At 69.4% G+C, this 20,502-nt stretch carries 20 protein-coding genes; 11 read left to right on the forward strand and 9 right to left on the reverse strand.

The features are described from left to right. Positions 1–14: 14 nt before the first annotated feature. Entirely contained in the window at positions 15–455 is a 441-nt protein-coding gene (locus E5S69_RS18285) for a bacteriohemerythrin (protein ID WP_171516055.1), read from the reverse strand. A 138-nt stretch (positions 456–593) separates the two neighbouring features. Here E5S69_RS18285 and E5S69_RS18290 point away from each other — a divergent pair, with 138 nt between their 5' ends. Continuing rightward, entirely contained in the window at positions 594–1,172 is a 579-nt protein-coding gene (locus tag E5S69_RS18290; RefSeq protein WP_171516056.1) for an AAA family ATPase, read from the forward strand. Between the two features lie 21 nt (positions 1,173–1,193). Here E5S69_RS18290 and tcdA read toward each other — a convergent pair whose 3' ends face one another. After that, positions 1,194–2,060, reverse strand: coding sequence for a tRNA cyclic N6-threonylcarbamoyladenosine(37) synthase TcdA (tcdA, locus tag E5S69_RS18295; RefSeq protein WP_171516057.1), 867 nt, complete (start codon positions 2,058–2,060; stop codon positions 1,194–1,196). 176 nt (positions 2,061–2,236) lie between these two features. Here tcdA and E5S69_RS18300 point away from each other — a divergent pair, with 176 nt between their 5' ends. The 5 genes from E5S69_RS18300 to E5S69_RS18320 all read left to right on the forward strand — a co-directional run bounded on the left by E5S69_RS18300 (position 2,237) and on the right by E5S69_RS18320 (position 9,467). Further along, entirely contained in the window at positions 2,237–4,579 is a 2,343-nt protein-coding gene (locus E5S69_RS18300) for an AsmA family protein (RefSeq protein ID WP_171516058.1), read from the forward strand. A 338-nt stretch (positions 4,580–4,917) separates the two neighbouring features. Beyond that, positions 4,918–6,129 (forward strand): MFS transporter, encoded by a 1,212-nt coding sequence (locus tag E5S69_RS18305; RefSeq protein ID WP_171516059.1) that lies wholly within the window; start codon positions 4,918–4,920, stop codon positions 6,127–6,129. A gap of 144 nt (positions 6,130–6,273) precedes the next feature. Next, complete coding sequence (pdxH, locus tag E5S69_RS18310; RefSeq protein ID WP_171516060.1) at positions 6,274–6,912, forward strand: pyridoxamine 5'-phosphate oxidase; 639 nt, start codon at positions 6,274–6,276, stop codon at positions 6,910–6,912. 233 nt (positions 6,913–7,145) lie between these two features. Continuing rightward, the gene (locus E5S69_RS18315; protein ID WP_171516061.1) at positions 7,146–8,387 is read left to right on the forward strand and encodes an SAM-dependent methyltransferase; all 1,242 of its coding nucleotides are present in this window, start codon (positions 7,146–7,148) and stop codon (positions 8,385–8,387) included. A 15-nt stretch (positions 8,388–8,402) separates the two neighbouring features. After that, positions 8,403–9,467 carry a DUF72 domain-containing protein gene (locus tag E5S69_RS18320; RefSeq protein WP_171516062.1) on the forward strand — a complete coding sequence of 355 codons (1,065 nt, stop codon included), beginning with the start codon at positions 8,403–8,405 and terminating at the stop codon, positions 9,465–9,467. Between the two features lie 33 nt (positions 9,468–9,500). Here the strand turns inward: E5S69_RS18320 and msrA are convergent, their stop codons facing one another. From msrA to E5S69_RS18345, 5 genes are all read right to left on the reverse strand, one after another. Then, positions 9,501–10,043, reverse strand: coding sequence for a peptide-methionine (S)-S-oxide reductase MsrA (gene msrA / locus E5S69_RS18325; protein ID WP_171516063.1), 543 nt, complete (start codon positions 10,041–10,043; stop codon positions 9,501–9,503). 78 nt (positions 10,044–10,121) lie between these two features. Beyond that, a complete protein-coding gene (locus tag E5S69_RS18330) occupies positions 10,122–11,657 on the reverse strand; it encodes a class I adenylate-forming enzyme family protein (protein WP_171516064.1) in 1,536 nt (511 codons plus the stop codon). Next, positions 11,654–12,907, reverse strand: a complete 1,254-nt coding sequence (locus tag E5S69_RS18335; protein ID WP_171516065.1) for an acyl-CoA dehydrogenase family protein — start codon at positions 12,905–12,907, stop codon at positions 11,654–11,656. The genes E5S69_RS18330 and E5S69_RS18335 overlap by 4 nt, the downstream gene beginning before the upstream one ends. 90 nt (positions 12,908–12,997) lie before the next feature. After that, complete coding sequence (locus tag E5S69_RS18340; RefSeq protein ID WP_171516066.1) at positions 12,998–13,819, reverse strand: alpha/beta fold hydrolase; 822 nt, start codon at positions 13,817–13,819, stop codon at positions 12,998–13,000. Then, positions 13,816–14,886, reverse strand: coding sequence for a peptidase M29 (locus E5S69_RS18345; RefSeq protein WP_171516067.1), 1,071 nt, complete (start codon positions 14,884–14,886; stop codon positions 13,816–13,818). The genes E5S69_RS18340 and E5S69_RS18345 overlap by 4 nt, the downstream gene beginning before the upstream one ends. A 170-nt stretch (positions 14,887–15,056) precedes the next feature. Between E5S69_RS18345 and E5S69_RS18350 the strand changes: the two genes are divergently transcribed. Together E5S69_RS18350 and E5S69_RS18355 are read left to right on the forward strand one after the other, a co-directional pair. Beyond that, positions 15,057–15,617: a flavin reductase family protein gene (locus E5S69_RS18350; protein ID WP_171516068.1), complete on the forward strand. Its 561-nt coding sequence runs from the start codon at positions 15,057–15,059 to the stop codon at positions 15,615–15,617. A 16-nt stretch (positions 15,618–15,633) separates the two neighbouring features. After that, a complete protein-coding gene (locus tag E5S69_RS18355; protein ID WP_171516069.1) occupies positions 15,634–16,092 on the forward strand; it encodes a MarR family winged helix-turn-helix transcriptional regulator in 459 nt (152 codons plus the stop codon). On the opposite strand, the gene E5S69_RS18360 is transcribed toward E5S69_RS18355, so the two are convergent. Then, complete coding sequence (locus E5S69_RS18360) at positions 16,089–16,565, reverse strand: Lrp/AsnC family transcriptional regulator (protein ID WP_171516070.1); 477 nt, start codon at positions 16,563–16,565, stop codon at positions 16,089–16,091. The two genes, E5S69_RS18355 and E5S69_RS18360, sit on opposite strands and share 4 nt — an antisense overlap. 156 nt (positions 16,566–16,721) lie before the next feature. Between E5S69_RS18360 and kynB the strand changes: the two genes are divergently transcribed. Genes kynB through kynA form a run of 3 tightly spaced genes read left to right on the forward strand, consistent with a single transcriptional unit; the run spans position 16,722 to position 19,553 of the window. Then, a complete protein-coding gene (kynB, locus tag E5S69_RS18365; RefSeq protein ID WP_171516071.1) occupies positions 16,722–17,372 on the forward strand; it encodes an arylformamidase in 651 nt (216 codons plus the stop codon). A 32-nt stretch (positions 17,373–17,404) separates the two neighbouring features. Continuing rightward, a complete protein-coding gene (kynU, locus tag E5S69_RS18370; protein ID WP_171516072.1) occupies positions 17,405–18,661 on the forward strand; it encodes a kynureninase in 1,257 nt (418 codons plus the stop codon). A gap of 13 nt (positions 18,662–18,674) precedes the next feature. Next, positions 18,675–19,553, forward strand: a complete 879-nt coding sequence (gene kynA, locus E5S69_RS18375; protein ID WP_171516073.1) for a tryptophan 2,3-dioxygenase — start codon at positions 18,675–18,677, stop codon at positions 19,551–19,553. 37 nt (positions 19,554–19,590) lie between these two features. Here the strand turns inward: kynA and E5S69_RS18380 are convergent, their stop codons facing one another. Further along, a complete protein-coding gene (locus tag E5S69_RS18380) occupies positions 19,591–20,412 on the reverse strand; it encodes an IclR family transcriptional regulator (RefSeq protein WP_171516074.1) in 822 nt (273 codons plus the stop codon). Between the last annotated feature and the right edge of the window lie 90 nt (positions 20,413–20,502).

The raw sequence follows: 20,502 nt of genomic DNA on the forward strand, positions 1-20,502 counted from the left end.
CGCGCCCGCCACGATCACGCCGCCGTGGCGGGGCCCTCGACCAGCGTGAAGCCGTGCTCGCGCATTTGCTCCACCATCATCGCGTCCATCGACTTGACGTGATGGTCGAACCAGCCTGACAGCTCAGCCACCAGCCGGCGGCCAAGCTGGAACTCGGCGTCGCTGTGCACCTTGTCGCGCACCGCCACGGCGACCGCCAGCACCTGCTGGTGCTCGCCCGCGTGGCAATGGCGCGGGCCGAAGGCCATGGCCTCCATCCACTGCTCTTCCTGGGCGAAATGATGGCGCGTGTGGTCGATCCAGGCGTCCATCGCCGGCAGGAAAGCGTCATCGCTGGCGCCGGCCACGGCGGCCAGCAGCTGCACGAACTCGGCGTGGGTGGCATCGGTGACTGGTTCGCCCAGATGCAGGTGATCCGGCAGGCCGGCGGAGGAAAGCTGGTCTTTGGCGTCCATGGGAGGCGGCGGCAAGCGTGGGAGAAAAACGGCAAGGATACCCAATCAGCGCGTGCGGGGCCTGATCTGGCGCAAGCGAGGGGGTATGCTGTGGACCATGCGCCCCGTCCATCACCCGTAGCGCCACCGCTTTCGCTCATGCCACGACTGATCTTCTTCTGCGGCCATGCCGGCACCGGCAAGACCACCCTCGCCCATCGCCTGATCGGCCCGCTGATGCAGGCCACCGGCGAGCCGTTCTGCCTGCTCGACAAGGACACGCTGTACGGCCGCTACAGCGCCGCGGCCATGGCCGCCATCACCGGCGACCCCAACGACCGCGACAGCCCGGCCTACCTTGACCACCTGCGCGACCCCGAATACCAGGGCCTGCTCGACACCGCGCGCGAGAACCTGGCGCTGGGCATCAGCGCGATCGTGATCGGCCCGCTGTCGCGCGAGATCCGGGCCCACCTGCTGAACGACCCGGACTGGCTGCACGTCCCCGCCGGCACCACGGTGCGCACGGTCTGGGTCCACCTGCCCGAGGACGAGGCCCACGCGCGCATCATCCGGCGCGGCAACCCCAACGACGCGTACAAGCTGGCCCACTGGGACGCGTACCGGACCCGGCGCTTCATGCCCACGCCCGATGACTATCCGGAACTGATCTTTTTTGATAACCAGGCACCGGGGGATGCCCAGGTCGACGCGCTGCTGCGCGCGCTGGCCGCCTGAACGGCCCCGTGGCGCAAGGCCTCAGCCGCGCGCGATCGCGCCGATCACTGCCGACGCCGCGACAAAGCCGAACACCGCCGTCACCGCCACCGACGAGCCGAAGCCCGCGCAGGCCAGCCCATGAGGGCCGCGCGCGGCGGGCTCGCCGGCCGTGGCCTCCGGCGGCGCCTCGTCGAGCTCGCAGGCCTGCTGCTCGGGCTCCGGGTATTGCAGCGGCTCATCCGAATAGACCGCGGCGATGCCAAACTTCTTTTTCGGGTCGCGGGTAAAGCCCCACTGCTTGCGCAGGCCGGCGCGCACCTTGGCCAGCAGCGGATCCTGGATCGTGCGCGCGAGGTCGTCAATGCGCACGCGGGTCGGGTCGAGCTGGCCACCGGCGCCGCCGCAGGTGATCACCGGCACGCCCTGGCGCCGTGCCCAGCCGAGCATGGCGATCTTGACCCGGACCGCGTCGATGGCGTCGATCACATAGTCATGGCCGGCGCCAAGCAGGTCCGGCACGTTGTCGGCGGTGACGAAGTCGTCGATCTGCGTTACGCGGCAACGCGGGTTGATGGCGACGATGCGCTCGGCCATGGCCTCGACCTTGGCACGCCCGTAGGCGTCGCCCAGGGCATGGATCTGGCGATTGGTGTTGGACAGCGCGATATGGTCCAGGTCGATCAGCGCGATGCGGCCCACCGCATTGCGCGCCAGCGCCTCGGCGGCCCAGCTGCCGACCCCGCCGATGCCGACCACGCACACGCTCGCCGCCTCCAGGCGGGCCAGGCCAGCGGCGCCGTACAGCCGCGCCACGCCGCCGAAGCGGCGGTGGTAATCGTCGTCGGCCGGGCTTTCATGGGTCAGCGGTTCAGGCAGGCTGGCCAGCTCGTGTGCGGCATCGTTCATAAGGAAAAGCTTGGATCGCGGGACGCCGGCCGCGCCGGGCACGGCCACGCCAGGGCAAAAAATCCGGCGTTTTCCGGCGGCGATGTCAGCCAGTCCCCGACAAGGACGGGAAGCGCGCAACTATACAATAGACCTGCAGTGGTCCGTTCGCCCCGCCAGCCAGGAGAGCCCGCCTCATGCCCGTGCGCCGCAAGGTCGTTCTGTGGAGTGTCCTGACACCGGTCGCGCTGATCGCGCTGCTGGTGATCGTGATCCTGACCTTCGACTGGAACCGCATCAAGCCCTGGCTCAACGAGCGCGTCTCCGAAGCCATCGGCCGTCCCTTTGCCATCAATGGCGACCTGACCGTGACCTGGCGCCGCGGCGAGGGCGAGAGGGGCTGGCGTACGCTGGTGCCATGGCCGCGCCTGTCGGCGCGCGACATCACCGTCGGCAACCCGGACTGGGCCAAGCAGCCCAACATGGCGACGGTGCAGGAATTGATCTTCGTGCTGCGGCCGCTGCCGCTGCTGGCGCACGAGATCGCCGTGCCCTCGATCGTCATCGACAGCCCCGCGGTATGGCTCGAGCGCCTGCCCGACGCCCGCAACAACTGGACCTTCGAAACCGGTCCGAAGAAAGGCGCCTCCAAATGGCAGCTGGATGTCGGCGAGGTGGTGCTGGCGCGCGGCAACCTGGCACTGACCGACCAGCTCAAGAAGATCGAGCTGCAGGCCGAACTCGATACCATCGGCAATGCGCCGCTCTACGAGAAGGCGCGCGACGGTGCGCTGGTCGGGCCGCAGGCCTCGGCGGTGCCGCCCGGGCCGCCGGGCAGCGCGCCGCAGGCGGCATCGGCGCCCGCGCCGAGCGCGGCATCCGCTGCCGCCGCCACTGGCGCGGACGGCCGCTACGGCGTGCGCTGGAAAGCCACCGGACGCTACAACGACGCCACCATCAACGCCAACGGCCGCGCCGGCACCGTGCTGAGCCTGCGCAATACCGACGTGCCCTTCCCGATCCAGGCCGATGTACGCGTGGGGACCACGCGCGCGCAGATCGAAGGCACCGTCACCAACCCGGCCCACCTGGCTGCGCTCGACGTGCACCTGACCCTGGCCGGCGACAGCATGGCCAAGCTCTATGCGCTGACCGGCGTCGTGTTGCCGTCGACACCGCCGTACCAGACCCGCGGCCGGCTGATGGCGACGCTGCGCAAGGAAGGCTCGATCTACGAATATCAGAAGTTCACCGGCCGGGTCGGCGGCAGCGATCTGTCCGGCACGCTGACCTTCACCAAGCGCGAGCCGCGCCCGCTGCTGGCCGGCAACCTGGTGTCGAACCAGTTGCGCTTTGTCGACCTGGCCCCGCTGATCGGCGCCGACGCCAAGCCCGGCCGCCCGGCCAAGGACAGCCCGGTGGCCCAGCCGGCGGACAAGGCGCTGCCGGTGGCGCCGTTCCGCACCGAGCGCTGGGACGAGATCGACGCCGACGTGCATTTCACCGGCAAGCGCATCATCCGCGATGCCGAGCTGCCGATCACCGACCTGGTCACGCACCTGAAGCTGCAGGACGGCGTGCTGCTGCTCGACCCGCTCAACTTCGGCGTGGCGGGCGGCAACCTGGTTTCGACCGTGCGCCTCGACGGCAAGCGCGAGCCGATGGGCGCGATGATCGACATGACGGCGCGGCGCATGAAGCTCAAGCAACTGTTCCCGACCGTCGACCTGATGCGCGCCAGCATCGGCGAGCTTAACGGCAGCGCCAAGCTGTCGGCCACCGGCAATTCGGTGGCTGCGCTGCTGGGCTCGTCCAACGGCGAGGCGCGGCTGCTGGTCGAGAACGGCACGGTCAGCAAGTTCCTGCTCGAGGCGATCGGCCTGAACGTCGGCAGCCTGGTAGTCTCGAAGCTGTTCGGCGACAAGCCGGTCCAGATCAACTGCGGCGTCAGCGACTTCGCCATGACCGACGGTGTGGCGCGTGCGCGCACCTTCGTGCTGGACACGCACGACGCGGTGATCGAGACCACCGGCGGCATCGACCTGCGCAGCGAGCGGCTGGCGCTGACCATCCACCCCGACTCCAAGGGCCTGCGCATCTTCTCGCTGCGCTCGCCGCTGTATGTCGGCGGCACCATGAAGCACCCGCGGGTCAGCCCCGATATCGGCGTGCTGGCCCTGCGCGCCGGCGGCGCGCTGTCGCTGGCGCTGCTGGCCCCGGTGGCCACCGCGGTGCTGCCGCTGCTTGACATCTCCCCGGGCGGCGACGACTCGCAGTGCGCCAGGCTGCTGGCCGATCTGCGCAAGCGCCCGACCGCGCCGCCGCCTGGCAAGACCTACCAGGATCCCAAGGCAGCGGCGGCGCCTGCCGACACCCGCGGCGCAGCGACCGCGGCCAGCCGGCCCGGTGCGCCGGCCGCTGCGGCCGGCACCGGCAAGCCTTCCACCACCGGCCAGCGTGAGCCGACCCGGCCGGCGGGCCAGGGGCAGCGCCAGCCACAGCGCCCGGGCAACGACCGGTCGTTCTACCAGGGCGGATAAACCGCCTCGCCACGCGCCCCCCCGCCCCGCGCAAAGGCGCGCACGGCCCGAGGATTAAACAAAATCGCAACACTTCGCCCTGCTGCGACAAGTTGACGCACGTTGCCGTTGTACCGAGCCGCGCTCAGGCGCATAATTAAACGGCCATTTACAAGAAGTTTAAGCATGGCAAGCATTGGACGCGGCGCGGGCTCGCCCGTACGCGTCCTTCGAAAGGCGCGGCTGCGGCCGCCCTTTGTTTTCGCCGCAGGTCTGCGGCCATTTTCCTGATTCGCCGCCTTGGCACGGCGCTCCGCCGGCACCGAGAACGGTCCCACCAACGTCCTTCGCCCGCCCCCATGACGCTGACGCATGCCGCCGTCCCGCCGATCACCTGGCTGATCGCACTGACGGTGTGCAACCACGTGGCTTTCAATGCCAGCCGCGTGGTGGTGTCGCTGTTCGCGATTTCGCTCAAGGCTTCCACCATTACGCTGGGCGTGCTGATGTCGCTGTACGCGCTGCTGCCGATGCTGCTGGCAATCCGCGCCGGCAAGCGCATCGACCGGATCGGCCCGCGCAAGCCGATGACGGCGGGCTCGCTGATGGTGGTGGCAGGCACGCTGCTGCCGGCGCTGTGGCACGAGCTGGGCGCGCTGTACCTGTCGTGCGCGCTGATCGGGGTTGGCTTCATGCTGGTCCAGGTGGCGATGCAGCTGCTGATCGGGCAGGTCTCTACCGATGCCACCCGGCTGCGCAACTACACCTGGCATGCGCTGGGGCTGTCGGTGTCCGGCACGCTCGGGCCGGTGGCCATGGGCTACATGATCGAGCATGCGGGCTTCCGCCCTGCCTTCGCGGTGCTGGCGGCGGTGGCGCTGGCCGGGCAGGCGGGCCTGCAATGGGTGCGGCCGCGGCTGCCCGCGCACGGCGGCAACGCCGGACGCATCGCCATCGAGGACGGCACCCGCCACTCCACCCTGGACCTGCTGCAGCATCCCGAACTGCGCGCGGTCTTCATCGCCAGCGCGGTGCTGTCGGCCGCATGGGACCTGCACGCGTTCCTGATCCCGATCCAGGGCTCGCGCATCGGGCTGTCGCCGTCTTCGATCGGCTGGGTGCTGGGTGCCTTCGCCATCGCCACCTTCGCCATCCGGGTGGCGATGCCGGCGGTGTCGCGCCGGCTATCGGAATGGAAGATCATCCGCGCCGCCTTGCTGGTCGGCGCGCTGGCCTACCTGGCCTACCCCTTTGTCGCGCACTTCTGGCTGATGTGCGGACTGGCCTTCGTGCTGGGCCTGGCGCTGGGCAGCGCCCAGCCCAATGTCATGAATATCCTGCACAGCGCGTCGCCGCACGGCCGCGCGGGCGAGGCGCTGGGACTGCGCTCGGCGGTACTGAACACCAGCCAGGTGGTCTGGCCGCTTACCTTCGGCGTGGTCGGCACGGCGCTGGGCATGCTGCCGATTTTCCTGTCGATGGCGGGCGCGATGGGCGCGGCCGGCTACTATTCGCGGCGCCAGGGACGCAAGGCGCTGGCGCCGCCGGCACAGCCGAGCGCCGGCGGGTGATTCCTGCGGATGCTGCGCCCGGTACCGCTTGTCGCCGCGCAAATGCGGCCCCCGGCGCATTCGCTATACTCGAATCAGCTGGACCTGCGGCCGCCGCCCCCCGGGCGCACCGCGCTTCCGGACCGATTCCCAGATGATTGCGACATGACCCAACTTGCCGACCTGCGCCGAACCTATGTGCTGGGCGCCCTGTCCGAATCCGACGTGGCCCCCGACCCGATGAGCCAGTTCAAACGCTGGTTTGACGAAGCGGTCACGGCCAAGCTGCCCGAACCCAACGCCATGACCCTGGCCACGGTCGACGCCGATGGCCAGCCTTCGGCGCGCATCGTGCTGCTCAAGGGCATCGACGAGCGCGGCTTCACCTTCTTCACCAACTATGAAAGCCGCAAGGGCCTGGACCTGGCGGCTAACCCGCGCGCCGCGCTGCTGTTCCACTGGGTGCAGCTGGAACGCCAGGTGCGCGTCGAAGGTCGCGTCGAAAAGGTCTCCGAGGACGAAAGCGACGCCTATTTCGCCACGCGGCCGCTGGGCTCGCGGGTGGGCGCCTGGGCTTCCGCGCAGAGCCGGGAAGTGCCCGGCCGCGACGTTCTGGAACAGCGCGAGCAGGAATACCGCAGCAAGTTCGGCGAAAACCCGCCGCGCCCGCCCCACTGGGGCGGCTACCGCCTGGTGCCGACCGCACTGGAATTCTGGCAGGGCCGGCCGTCGCGACTGCACGACCGCATCGCCTACCGGATCCAGCCCGGCACGGGCTGGCAGATCGTGCGGCTGTCGCCCTGAGCCGGCCGGCGGACGCCTCGCGCGTCCGCACTACCGCCCTGCCGGGACGCCGGCAGGGTCTTCCGGACGGTGCGCTGCACAGGCTGCGGAATTGGATTAAAGTGAGACAGGCGTCGCTTGGCTACTCTTTTCTTGCAGCGCTCGCGACGGATCGTGCAAGGTTTGCGCGCAGTTCCCGCCTTGCCTGATGCGTCCGCCGAAGCGTGTGCCGCAACCATCGGGAGGTAAAGCGCATGTTTTTCAAGCAAACCCTGGAAAAGCAACTCGACAACTGGATCGCCGACCTGCGAGAGAACGCCAATCTCCCGGTCAGCCTGCGGCTGTGGAATGGCGCCGAATACCCGCTCGGGCAATTCGACAAGCCGGTGGTGACGCTGACCGTGCGCGAAGCGGCGGCCCTGCCGCTGTTGCTGACACCAAGCCTGGACAACCTGGGCGAAGCGTACGTCCAGGGCAAGATCGACTTCGAGGGCCGGCTGGCGGACATCATCAAGGTGGGCTACGGCTTCTCGGCCGCGGCCACGCGGCGCGCCGGCGGGGCGCTGTACAAGGTGGCGCAGCACTTCACCCATACCAAGCAGAAAGACAAGGAGTCGATCCAGTACCACTACGACGTCTCCAACGACTTCTACCAGCTTTGGCTGGATCCCAACATGGTCTACTCCTGTGCCTACTTCGAGCACGGTGACGAAGACCTGGCCACCGCCCAGCTCAAGAAGATCGACCACATCCTGACCAAGATCCGGCTGCAGCCCGGCCAGACGCTGCTCGATATCGGCTGCGGCTGGGGCGCGCTGGTGATGCGCGCGGCGCAGAAGTTCGGCGCGCGCTGCGTCGGCATCACGCTGTCGCAGAACCAGTTCGAGCTGGCCACCGAGCGCGTCCGGGCCGCGGGCCTGTCCGACCGCATCGAGATCCGGCTGCAGGACTACCGCGACACCGCCGGCACCTTCGACCGCATCACCAGCGTCGGCATGTTCGAGCATGTGGGCAAGGACAACCTGCCGGGCTATTTCAGCCGCATCCGCGAGCTGCTGACCGACGACGGCTTTGCCATGAACCACGGCATCACCTCGCCCGACCCGGACAACGGCGCGACGCCGATGGATGGCGCCGAGTTCATGGACCGCTACGTGTTCCCGCAGGGCGAACTGCCGCATATCGGGCTGGTGCTGCGCACGCTGCAGCAGGGCGGCCTGGAAGCGTTTGACGTCGAGCTGCTGCGCCGCCACTACGCGCGCACGCTGCACCACTGGGCCGACAACTTCGAAGCGCGCGGCGACATCATCCGCAGCCTGGTCGGCGAGAAGAAATACCGCATCTGGCGCGTCTACCTGGCCGGCTGCGCGCACGCCTTCGAGACCGAGAAGATGTCGATCTACCAAGTGGTGTGCCACAAGTCCGGGCTGCAGGCCGACTCGCTGCCATGGTCGCGCCGCTATATCTACGAGCAGCCCATCGGCCGCACCGACTGAAGGCAACCCAGGCGCTTGACTGAAGATCTCTTTGGCGGGCTGTCCCTGCCCGCCCCGGCCGCCACACCCGCTGGCGGCGTGGCCGCCCCACCCGAATCCCCGGGCAAACCGGCGCGCGGCAAGAGCGTGCAGCCGTTGCCGGCATCGCCGGCGCTGCAGGCGCTCGCCGCGCGGCTGCCGCCGCACCTGTATTTCGGCACCTCGTCATGGGCCTATCCCGGCTGGAACGGGCTGGTCTATGACGGCGAGTACGGCGACAGCCTGCTCTCGCGCAAGGGCCTTGCCGCCTATTCGCGCCACCCGCTGCTGCGCGCCGCCGGCATCGACCGCGGCTTTTACGGGCCGATCCCGCTGGCCGACTACCTGTCCTATGCGGCGCAGGTGCCGGAGGGCTTCCGTTTCCTGGTCAAGGCCCCGGCCAGCGTCTGCGACGCCTGGCTGCGCGGCCCCGACGGCGAAGGCCGGCTGGCCAACGCCGCCTTCCTGGACGCAGAGATCGCGGCACGCGACTTCATCGTGCCGGCCACCAGCGGCTTGGGCCACAAGTGCGGGCCGTTGCTGTTCCAGCTGTCGCCGATGGGCGCGCTGGCCGACAGCGCGGTATTCCTGGAGCGGCTCGATGCCTTCCTGGGCGCGCTGCCGGCGCTGGATCCCGCGCTGACCCCGCACGCCGCCTATGCCGTCGAGCTGCGCGATCCGGCCCTGCTGACGCCGCGCTACATCCGCTTGTTGCGCCGCCACGGCGTGCGCTTCTGCCTGTCCGCGCGCGACCGGCTGCCGCCGGTGCCGCGGCAGGCGGCAGCGCAGGCCCTGATGGATGAAGCCGCGACGGGCCCGCTGGTGCTGCGCTGGATGCTGCATGCGGGCCGTCCCTACGCCTACGCGGAGAAGCGCTATGCGCCCTTCGATCGCATCGTCGACGACGATCCCGATACCCGCCACGCCATCGCAGACGTAGTGGCGCGCACGCTGCGCGCGGGGCAGACCGCCATCGTCATCGTCAGCAACAACGCCGAAGGCTGCGCACCGCTGAGCTGCGTGCGGCTGGCCGAGGCCATCGCGGCGCGGCTGGAGCGCTGACCGCGCCGCCGCGCCGGCGCCCGCCCTTGCCCCTTACTTGCGCAGCTTCGCGCCGAACTGCTGGCGAAACTTGGCCAGCTTGGGCGAAATCACGAACGCGCAGTAGCCCTGGCTGGGATGGTCCTGGTAGTAGTTCTGGTGGCTGGCCTCGGCGCGCCAGTAAGGCTGCTCCGGCTCGACCTGCGTCACGATCGGCGCATCGAACACCTTGGCGGCGGCCAGTTCGCGCATCACGTACTCGGCCGTCGCGCGCTGCGCCTCCGAATGCGTAAAGATGGCCGAGCGGTATTGCGGCCCTACGTCGTTGCCCTGCCGGTCCGGCGTGGTCGGGTCGTGGATGGCGAAGAAGATCTCGAGGATCTCGCGGTAGTTGATCACCGACGGATCAAAGCTGACGCGCACCACTTCGACATGGCCGGTAGCGCCTTCGCAGACCTGCTGGTAGGTCGGGTGGTCGACATGCCCGCCGGTGTACCCGGACTCGACCGCGACGACCCCGTCGACCTGCTGGTAAACCGCTTCCAGGCACCAGAAGCACCCGCCGCCCAGCGTGGCGGTTTCCAATCCATGTTCCATTTGCGCCGCTCCCTTGGGTTGTGGTCTGTCGTGCCACGGCCTCAAGCATAAGCGCAGATCGGCGCGTTTGCAGCGGATTCAGCCGGATCGGCGCCGGGCCTCGAGCATGGCGCGCAATTGCGGCTTGAGCACCTTGCCAAGGGCGCTGCGCGGCAGGTCGTCCATCAGCACCACCTCGCGCGGCAGCTTGAAGCGGGCAATGCGCGCGGCCAGCAGCTCGCGCAGCGGTTCGGCCGCGAGCGCACCGTGCGGCGCTCCCGGCGCCGGCACGATCACCGCCACCGGCACTTCGCCCCAGCGCGCATCGGCCACGCCGACCACCGCGCATTCCTGCACGCCGGGCAGGCCGACCAGCACGTTCTCGATCTCGGCGGGATAGATGTTCTCGCCGCCGGAGATGATCATGTCCTTGCTGCGGCCGACCACCTCGATGCAGCCGTCGGCATCGCGGTGCGCCAGGTCGCCGGAATGGAACCAGCCGCCAGGCAGCCCGTGGTCGGGCTGGTTCCAGTAGCCGGCCATGAGATTGGCGCCGCGCACCCATAGCTCGCCGACCGCGCCCGGCGGCGCCTCGGTGCCGTCGGGGCCGGCCAGGCGCACGTCGGCCTCGGGCTGCGGCCAGCCGGCATAGCCGGGACGCGCCATGGCATCTTCCAGCTTCAGCACCACCGACACCGGGCCGGTCTCGGTGGCGCCATAGACCTGCCCCAGCGGCACGCCACGGGCGTGGAATGCCTCGATATACGAGCGCGGGATGGTCGACGATCCCGCCATCACCCCGCGCAGCGCGGCCAGATCGGCATCGGCCCAGCCCGGATGCTCCAGCACCGCGCGCAGCGTCGCCGGCACCATCAGCGACAGGCTTGGCCGCACCTTGGCCACCGCGTCCAGCCACGCCTGCGGCGCGAAGCGGTCATGCAGCGTGACCTGCGCGCCGGCCAGCAGCGCCGGAAGCGTCTGGATACACAGCCCGCCGACATGGAACATCGGCAGCACCGACAGCACGTGGTCGTCCGGCGTCATGCCATGCGCCCACCAGCTGGCGCGCGCGTTGGCCAGCAAGCCGGCCTGGGTATGCACCGCGCCCTTGGGCTTGCCGGTGGTACCAGAGGTATAGGCTAGCAGCAGCGGCGCATGGTCCGGCACCGGAGCATGGACCACGCCGAACGGCGCCGGAGGGTCGACCAGCCGCGTTAGCGGCACCACCAGGCCAGCGCCGCCGGCGTCGCGCGCCAGCGCTTCATGGGCCGCATCATGGAACAGCGCGGCCAGTTGCCCGTGGGCGGCAATCGCCCGCAACTCGGCCGGCGCCAGCCGGTAGTTCAGCGGCACAAACATCGCCCCGACGCGGGCGCAGGCGAACAGCAACACCAGCTGCAGTTCGTGGTTCAGGCACAGCGTGCCGACGCGGTCGCCGGCGCGGATGCCCCAGGTTGCGGCCAGGTGAGCGCTGGCACGCTCGACGCGCCGCCACAGCTTGCCGTAGGTGAAGGTCCGGCCGAGGTAGTGCAGCGCCGGCCGGTCCGGCGCCGCGGCGGCATGGCCATGGAGCATGCCCGGCAGCGCGCCCAGCCCGGTTGCACCAGGCCGCGTGGCACGAGGCGGCGTGCTCATTCGTCGCGCTCGCCGGATTCGTACAGGGTTTCGCGGCCCATGCGGTCGAGGATCAGCTCGGCGGTCCAGGGCAGCATCAGCGCGCCGCAGCGCGAATCGCGGTAGAGCCGTTCCAGCGGCAGGTCCTTGAGCATCGACTGGCCGCCGCAGGTGCGGATCGCCAGCCGGGCGATATCGTTGGCGCCTTCCATCACGGTGTAGTGCGCGGCGTACAAGCGCAGGCGCTCGTCCTTGGACGGATTGGGCCTGGCCTCATGGATTGCGCGCCAGAACAGCGAACGCATGGCCTCAAGCTGGATCCGCATCTGCGCCACCGCGATCTGCTTGGTCGGGTACATGCGGCGCTTGACCGGCGGCTGCCCCGGCACCTCGCCGCGCAGGTACTGCACGGTAAAGTCGTACGCGGCCTGTGCCACGCCGAGGTAGGTCGGCGACAGCGTGAAGAACATCGCCGGCCAGTTCTGCGCGGCGCGGTAGTAGACCCCGCGCGGCATCAGTTGCTCGTGGTCGGGCACGAACACGTCCTGGAGCAGCAGCGTGCGCGACACCGTGCCGCGCATGCCCATCGGGTCCCAGTCGCCGGTCACGGTCAGGCCATCCGCCTGGCCGGGCACGGCAATGTAGAGCGTGTCGCGCATGTCCGGATGCTGGTCGCCGCGGTCCTCGGTGCACAGGATGCCGTAGTAGTTGGCCGCGCCGGACAGCGAGGCAAAGATCTTGCGCCCATTCAGCACCCAGCCGCCGTCGACCTTGCGCGCCGTGGTGCCGAACGGCGCCTTGCCCGCGGCGGCGGCCGAGCCTTCGGAGAACGGCTGCGCGTACACCGCGCCCTCACGCACCACGCGCGCGAAGTGCAGCTCGCGCCGGGCCTGGTGCTCGGCGCGCTGTGCCGGCGTCATGTCGATGCCGTCGGACAGCACACCGGTCCACATGGTCGAGCAGATGTGCATGTTGTACGTGAGCGCGGTGGCGCCGCAGAAGCGGCCGATCTCGGCGCCGACCATGCAATAGGTGGCAAAGTCCGCGCCCGCGCCGCCGAACGCCTGCGGCACGCACAGCGCCAGCAGGCCGGCCTCGCGCAGGTCGTCGTAGTTGGCAAACGGGAAGCTGGCCTCGCGGTCCCAGGTGGCCGCGCGCGGCGCGAAGCGCTCGCGGCCCAGGCGGTTGGCCAGCGTCAGCAGGCGCGCCTGTTCCGGGGTGAAGTCCGCCGTACCGACGGCGGGAATGAAATCGAGCTGGCCGGATGGCATGTCGCGGTCTCCTGTTTTTGCTGCTCGCGCCGGATACGGGAGCGGCGCGGCGGTGGTTCTTATGCCGGCGTTGCCGGAACGGCGCGCGCGTCAGTGCACGGGAAAGTGCCGGCGCAGGAAGTCCAGTACCGCCTGGTTGAACGGGTCGGGCCGCTCCATGCAGGCCAGATGGCCCACGTCGGGCAGGCAGTGGTACTCGGCGCCGGCAATGCGTTGCGCCATGCGCTGCATCACCTCGGGCGCGGCATTGGTGTCGTGCTGGCCGGCCAGCGCCAGCACCGGCACCGCGATACGGGGCAGCGCGTCGCGCTGGTTGAAGCGCACCAGCGCAGCCAGCGCGGCGCGATACGTGGGCGCCGGCACCGCCGCCATCACCGCCGTGGCGAAGGCCACGGCCTGCGCGTCGGCAGCGGGCGCGACCATGGTGCGCACCAGGCTGGCCGCCATCTCGGCCATGGTCTTGCCCGCGTCCAGCGGCGCGGTGCGCGCCGCGACGAACTCGCGTTGCCACGGGCCATCGCCCTTGCCGAAGGCGGGCGAGGTGCCGGACAGCACCATGCCGTCGATCAGCGCGGGCATGGCTGCGCAGGCCTGCTGCGCGACCATGCCGCCCATGCTGTGGCCCAGCAGCACCACGCGCCGGCCGTCGCCGCGCTCGGCCAGCAGCACCGGTGCCAGCGCCCGGGCCAGGCCGTCGAAGTCATAGGGATCGATCATGGCGCTGTCGCCATAGCCGGGCATGTCCCACGCCACCGCGCGGTATCCAGCCTGCGCCAGCGCCTCGCCTTGCGCGGGCCAGGCGGCCTTGCCGCCGCCGATACCATGCAGCATCACCACCGCCACCGGTCCGTCGCCCCAAGCCAGCGTGGCGATGCCGTTGGCGTGGCGCTGGTTGATCGCGGTCGCGCTCATGCCGCCACCTCCGCCAGCGTGCCCGCCTCGACCTCGTTGCGGCCATCGAGCGAAATCGTGCAGTTGCGCAGCGGCAGGTCGAAGTGGCCCAGCGTATGCCGCCCGGCGACCTCGTTGGCGCCGGTCGAGAACAGGAAGTTGCCGGCGAACGCGCGCAGTTCGGTGCCGTTGCAATCGCGTTTGTCGTAGAACGTCATCGCGTCCCAGCGCGCCAGCCGGTTCAGGCCCCAGCCCACATGCGAGACCGCGTAGGCGTCGCGCGTGCCTTCGCGGTCGGCCCAGGCCTGGTAGTAGCCGCGCATCATGTCGGCGTCGACGCCCTGCCCCTCGACAGCGACGATATAGTCGTCTTCGATATGGCAGACCACGGTATCGCGCAAGTAGGTCTTGAAGGTCAGGTTGACGTCGCCTGGCGCCAGCACCAGCGTGCCGTTGACCTGGCGGCCGGCCGGGAACGCCAGGCACAGCCCGCCGGGCCAGTGCGAGACCTGCCCGGGCTTGTTGCAGAAGCCCCAGACGCCGCCCACGCGCGCCTCGGCCAGGCCGATGCGCAGCTCGGTGCCGGCGGCGGAATGCACGCGCATCTCGCGCGCGCCGCGCAGGCGCTTCATCGCCCCGCGCACGGTGGTCTCCAGCGACGGGTCGGGCTGGCAGCGCTCGAGGATCTCGGGGTGCTCGTTGCTGACCATCAGCATGCGCGGCACCACGCCGTCGGCGCCGCGCAGGATCTGCGGCAATTCCGGTGCGTGCAGCAGGCCTTCGACGGTGCAGTCGAGCACCAGTTGGCAGCGCGACAGCGCCGCCAGCACGGGAGCGAGTTGCTGCAGGGCATCACTGGCGCCCGTGGAGCGCACCGGTGCCGGAGCGGCAAGCGCCGGCGTCGGCACCTGGATACGCACCGGCGTGGCGCCGAGCGCCTGCACCGCCAGTTCGGCCAAGGCCACGTTGACGGGGCGGGATTGGGACTCCGTTACAATTCCGACGACATCCCCGTGCCGCAGGGCACAGAGTTCCAGCGTGCGGCGGAACGCCGCCAGCCAGCGGTGTTCGATCTGCTCGATGAGCATGCGCTTGTCTCCTGCTGCTTGTTGTTCGCTGCTGGTGCTATGGGGCGGGCTGCCCGGGTTTTGTGGGCCAGCCCTCATCTGCGGCGTGTCATGCGCGGCGCCGGACTTGAACTCGCCGCCCCTGGCGCGAATAATATATATGAAATTTCATGAACTCCAGTGGAGCCCCCATGGGCATGCCTGAGGCCCGGCCACGGATCGCCAGCGTAGCCGCCGCCCCTGACTTCGACGCGATGCACTTCCGCCATACCCTGTCGCAGTTCGCGACCGGAGTTACGGTGATCACCACGCGCGCCAGCAACCAGTCGATCGCCGCCGGCGCGCCGCCGTTCATCGGCATCACCGCGAGCTCGTTCAACTCGGTGTCGCTGGAGCCGCCGCTGGTGCTGTGGAGCATGGCCACGCGCGCCAACAGCCTGCCGATGTTCCGCGACGGCACCCACTACATCATCAACGTGCTGTCGGCCTCGCAACTGGATCTGTGCCAGCGCTTCGCCACGCTCAAGGGGGACCGCTTCGCCGGCGTGGACTACCGGCTCTCGGCGACCGGCCTGCCGATCCTGTCCAATGCGCTGGCCTGGTTCGAATGCCACAACCGCAGCCGCTACGACGAGGGCGACCACGTCATCTTCGTCGGCGAAGTGGAGCGCTGCGGCGTGCTCGCTGGCGACGACGGCCCGCTGGTGTTCCAGGGCGGCCAGTTCACCACCACCGCCCCGCTCGATCTCTGACCAGGGCTGGCCCATCATGGCTGATCTGCCGGCAGACCCCTCGCCCCTGCCCTTCGTCGACGGCTACCTGGCCTACCTGCTGGCCCGCGCCAGCCATCTGGTCTCGGGCGAATTCCATCGCGAAGTGGAAGCCAGCGGCCTGTCGGTGCAGGAATGGCGCGTGCTGGCCACGCTCGCCGACCGCCCCGACTGCACCATCGGCATGCTGGCGGAAATCACGCTGACCAAGCAGCCCACGCTGACCAAGCTGGTCGACCGTATGGCGCAGGATGGCCTGGTCAGGCGCCGCGCCGGCAAGGCCGACCGCCGCCAGGCCCTGATCTCGATCACGCCGCGCGGCCTGGCCTTGGCCCGGCCGCTGCTGGAGCGCGCCGCGCAGCACGAGCGCGCCGTGCTGAATGACTTCGGCGTGCGGCAGGGCGCGCAGCTCAAGGAAACGCTGCGGCAGCTGATCGCGCTGCACACCCAGCGCTAGGCGTCGGACTTCAGGATCGCCAGCGGCGAACTGTCCACCTTGAGCCGCTGCAAAACGATATTCGAGCGGATATCCATCACGCCCGGGGTACGGTACAGCCGGTTCACGATGAAATCGGAGTAGTGCTTCAGGTTGCGCGCCTGCACGCGCAGGATGTAGTTGCTGTCGCCGGTGATGATGTAGGCCGACAGCACTTCGGGCCAGGACTGCACCGCGGCAATGAACGTGTCGTGCCAGCCCTCGACGTCATGGCGCATCGACACCTGCACGATCGCCTCCAGCTCCAGTCCCAGCTGCTCGGCATCGAACCACGCGCGATACCCACCGATCACCCCGGACTCTTCCAGCAGCCGTACCCGGCGCAGGCACGCCGACGGCGACAGCGCCACGCGTTCAGCCAGGTCCTGGTTGCTGATGCGGCCGTTCTCCTGCAGGCAGGTCAGGATACGCAGATCGGTGGGATCGAGGTTCATTCGAATTTCCTTCGAGAAATCGGCATTTTTTCGCATTCTATGCGAAAGACAGCCGGAATAATGGGCCATTTAGCAAGCCTCTTGCCGCCGATTTTGACTATGATTTCCGACATCGAGGCACACAGAAACGGCGCCAGCAGACGGCGCCGCGCACCCATGACCGCCCCCAATCCCGACCCGCGCCGGCTGTGGGACATCAGCCCGCCGCTCTCGCCCGCCACCCCGGTGTGGCCCGGCGATACGCCGTTCCAGCAGCAGCCAGCCTGGCAGATCGACGCGCATTGCCCGGTCAACGTCGGCCGCATCACGCTGTCGCCGCACACCGGCGCGCATGCGGACGCGCCGCTGCACTACGCCGCCGACGGCGCGCCGATCGGCGCGGTGCCGCTGGCGCCCTACCTTGGTCCCTGCCGCGTGATCCACTGCATCGGCGCCGCGCCGCTGGTGCAGCCGCGCCATGTCGAGCACGCGCTGGCAGGCCTGCCGCCGCGGGTGCTGCTGCGCACCTACCGGCAGGCGCCGCTGGCGCAGTGGGACCCGGCCTTCTGTGCCGTGGCGCCCGACACCATCGCGCTGCTGGCCGCGCACGGCGTGCAGCTGGTCGGCATCGACACGCCGTCGCTGGATCCGCAGGACTCCAAGACCATGGACGCGCACAACGCCGTGCGCCGCCACGGCCTGGCGATCCTGGAAGGCATCGTGCTGGACCAGGTCGATGCCGGCGACTATGAGCTGATCGCGCTGCCGCTGCGCTTTGCCGCGCTGGATGCCAGCCCGGTGCGCGCGGTGCTGCGCAGCCTCGACTGAACTCCTGCCGAACCACACTCCTATCCCACCACATGACGACATTTGACCGCGAGCACTGTATCCGGCTCGACCAGCAAGACCCGTTGCGCCCGCTGCGCGACCAGTTCGCGCTGCCCCAGGGCGTGATTTACCTCGACGGCAATTCACTCGGCGCGCGCCCGCGCGCCGCCGCCGCGCGCGCCGCCCAGGTGGTGGCCGAGGAATGGGGCGACGGCCTGATCCGTAGCTGGAACACCGCCGGCTGGTTCGACCTGCCGCAGCGCCTTGGCAACAAGCTGGCGCCGCTGGTGGGCGCCGGCCACGATGAAGTGGTGGTCACCGACACCACCTCGATCAACCTGTTCAAGGTGCTGGCCGCGGCGCTGCGCGTGCAGCACACACGCGACCCGGCGCGCAAGGTGATCGTGTCCGAGGCCAGCAACTTCCCGACCGATCTGTATATCGCGCAAGGCCTGGCCGACCTGCTGCAGCAGGGCTATTCGCTGCGCCTGGTGAACTCGCCGGCCGAGCTCGACGCCGCCGTGGGCGCAGACACCGCGGTGCTGATGCTGACCCACGTCAACTACAAGACCGGCGAAATGCTCGACATGGCCGCGCTGACCGAGCTGGCCCATGCCCGCGGCGCGCTGACGGTGTGGGATCTGTGCCACTCGGCCGGCGCCGTGCCGGTCGGCCTTAAGGCAGCCGGCGCCGACTACGCCATCGGCTGCACCTACAAATACCTGAACGGCGGCCCGGGCTCGCCCGCCTTCGTCTGGGTCGCGCCCGCGCTGCGCGATGCGTTCTGGCAGCCGCTGTCGGGCTGGTGGGGCCACGCCGCGCCGTTCGCGATGGAGCCGCAGTACCGGCCAGTCGATGGCGTGCGCCGCTTCCTGTGCGGCACCCAGCCAGTCACGTCGCTGGCCATGGTCGAGTGCGGCCTGGACGTGTTCGCGCAGACCGACATGCAGGCGCTGCGTGCCAAGTCGCTGCAGCTGACCGACCTGTTTATCCAGCTGGTGGAAGCCCGCTGCGGCCACCACCCGCTGACGCTGGTCACGCCGCGCGAGCATGCGCGCCGCGGCAGCCAGGTCAGCCTGGCGCACCCCGAGGGCTATGCCCTGGTGCAGGCCCTGATCGAGCGCGGCGTGATCGGCGACTACCGCGAGCCGCGCATCGCCCGCTTCGGCTTCACGCCGCTCTACACCAGCTTCGCCGAGGTGTGGGATGCTGTGGAAATCCTGCGCGACGTACTGGACCGCGGCGCCTATCGCGAGGCGCGCTTCCAGACGCGCGGCCAGGTGACCTGATCGGGAGCGCATCATGAGTGAATTCAAGGGATGCCCGTTCTCCGGCGCGGCGCCGGCCGCCACGCCGCAAGGCGACGACTGGCATGGCGCGCAGATGGATTTCGCCAGGGACATGAGCTATGGCGACTACCTCGGCCTGGACCAGATCCTGAGCGCGCAGCATCCGCTGTCGCCGGACCACAACGAGATGCTGTTCATCGTCCAGCACCAGACCACCGAGCTGTGGATGAAGCTGATGCTGCACGAGCTGCGCGCCGCGCGCGAGTCGGTCAAGGCTGACAGCCTGCCGCCGGCGTTCAAGATGCTGACCCGCGTGTCGCGCATCATGGACCAGCTGGTGCAGGCGTGGAACGTGCTGGCCACCATGACGCCGCCGGAATACTCGGCGATGCGGCCCTTCCTGGGCATGTCGTCGGGCTTCCAGTCCTACCAGTACCGCGAGATCGAGTTCATCCTGGGCAACAAGAACGCCGCCATGCTCAGGCCGCATGCGCACCGGCCCGAACACCTGGCGCTGGTCGAGACCGCGCTGAAGACCCCGTCGCTGTACGACGAGGCGATCCGGCTGATGGCGCGGCGCGGCTTTGCCATCGACGCCGATTGCGTCGAGCGCGACTGGACCCAGCCCACCGCGTACAACGCATCGGTCGAGGCGGCGTGGCTGGAGGTCTATCGCAACCCTGACGCGCACTGGGAACTGTATGAACTGGGCGAAAAGTTCGTCGACCTGGAAGACGCGTTCCGGCAATGGCGCTTCCGCCATGTGACCACGGTCGAGCGGGTGATCGGCTTCAAGCGCGGGACGGGCGGCACCGAAGGGGTCAGCTATCTGCGCCGGATGCTGGACGTGGTGCTGTTCCCCGAACTGTGGAAATTGCGCACCGACCTGTGATCCGCGCCGTCCCTGCGCACAGGGACGGCGGGTGGCCTCAACCCGCCGGCTCGGACAACCTTGCGGCCAGCGCCCGCAACGCCGGCGCCAGCGTCTGGTGGAACACCGCCTCGTCCACCGCGCCATAGGAAGCGCTGCAGCTCAGCATGTGCAGCTCCTTCTCGCCCACCGGCCGGAACGCCACCGCGCAGGCATGGATGGCCGGATGCCAGTCGCGGAACGATGCCGCATAGCCGCGCTGCTGCGCCTCGGCCAGTGCGGCGCGGGTAGCGGCCTCCTGCTGCTTCCATTGCTCCGGGAAGGCCTGGCTGAATTCCGCCATCACGCGCTCGCGGCGCGCCGCTGGCAAGGCCGCCAGGTAGGCCCGCCCCATCGAACTGGACACCAGCGACAGCCGCGAGCCGACCCCCAGCCCGAGCATCACGCCGGCGTCGTTGCGGATCGACTCCAGGTAGATCACCTCCATGCGCTCGCGCTTGCCGAGCGACACCGAGACCCCGTACGACTGCGCGAACGCCAGCATATGCGGGCGCGCCAGCGACACCACGTCCGACGCCGACAGGTAGGCGTAGCCCAGCGCTAGCACGCCGGCATCCAGCGCATACTTGCCCAGGCTCTCGTCATAGCGCAGGTAGCCAAGCTGCACCAGCGTGCCCGCCAGCCGGCTTACCGTGGCCTTGGGAAACCCTGTGCGGCGCACGAACTCCTGGTTGCCGAGCATGGCCTCGCCGGTGCGGAAGCAACGCAGCAGCTCCAGGCCGCGCGCCAGCGCGGTGACAAAGTTGGGATCGCTGTCGCGCACGGGCGCCGCGGGGACAGCGTCCTGGGAAAGTGACGGATCGGGATTCGGATGGGCCAAGGTTCGCTGCTCCAGTCGGTGCGTGTCCGTTCATCGCACAAAGGCGCGGGGGTTCAGGGTTTCGCCTGTTGCGTGGCAAGACCATTGCGA

Source organism: Cupriavidus necator (assembly GCF_013141915.1).
GTDB lineage: Bacteria > Pseudomonadota > Gammaproteobacteria > Burkholderiales > Burkholderiaceae > Cupriavidus > Cupriavidus necator_B.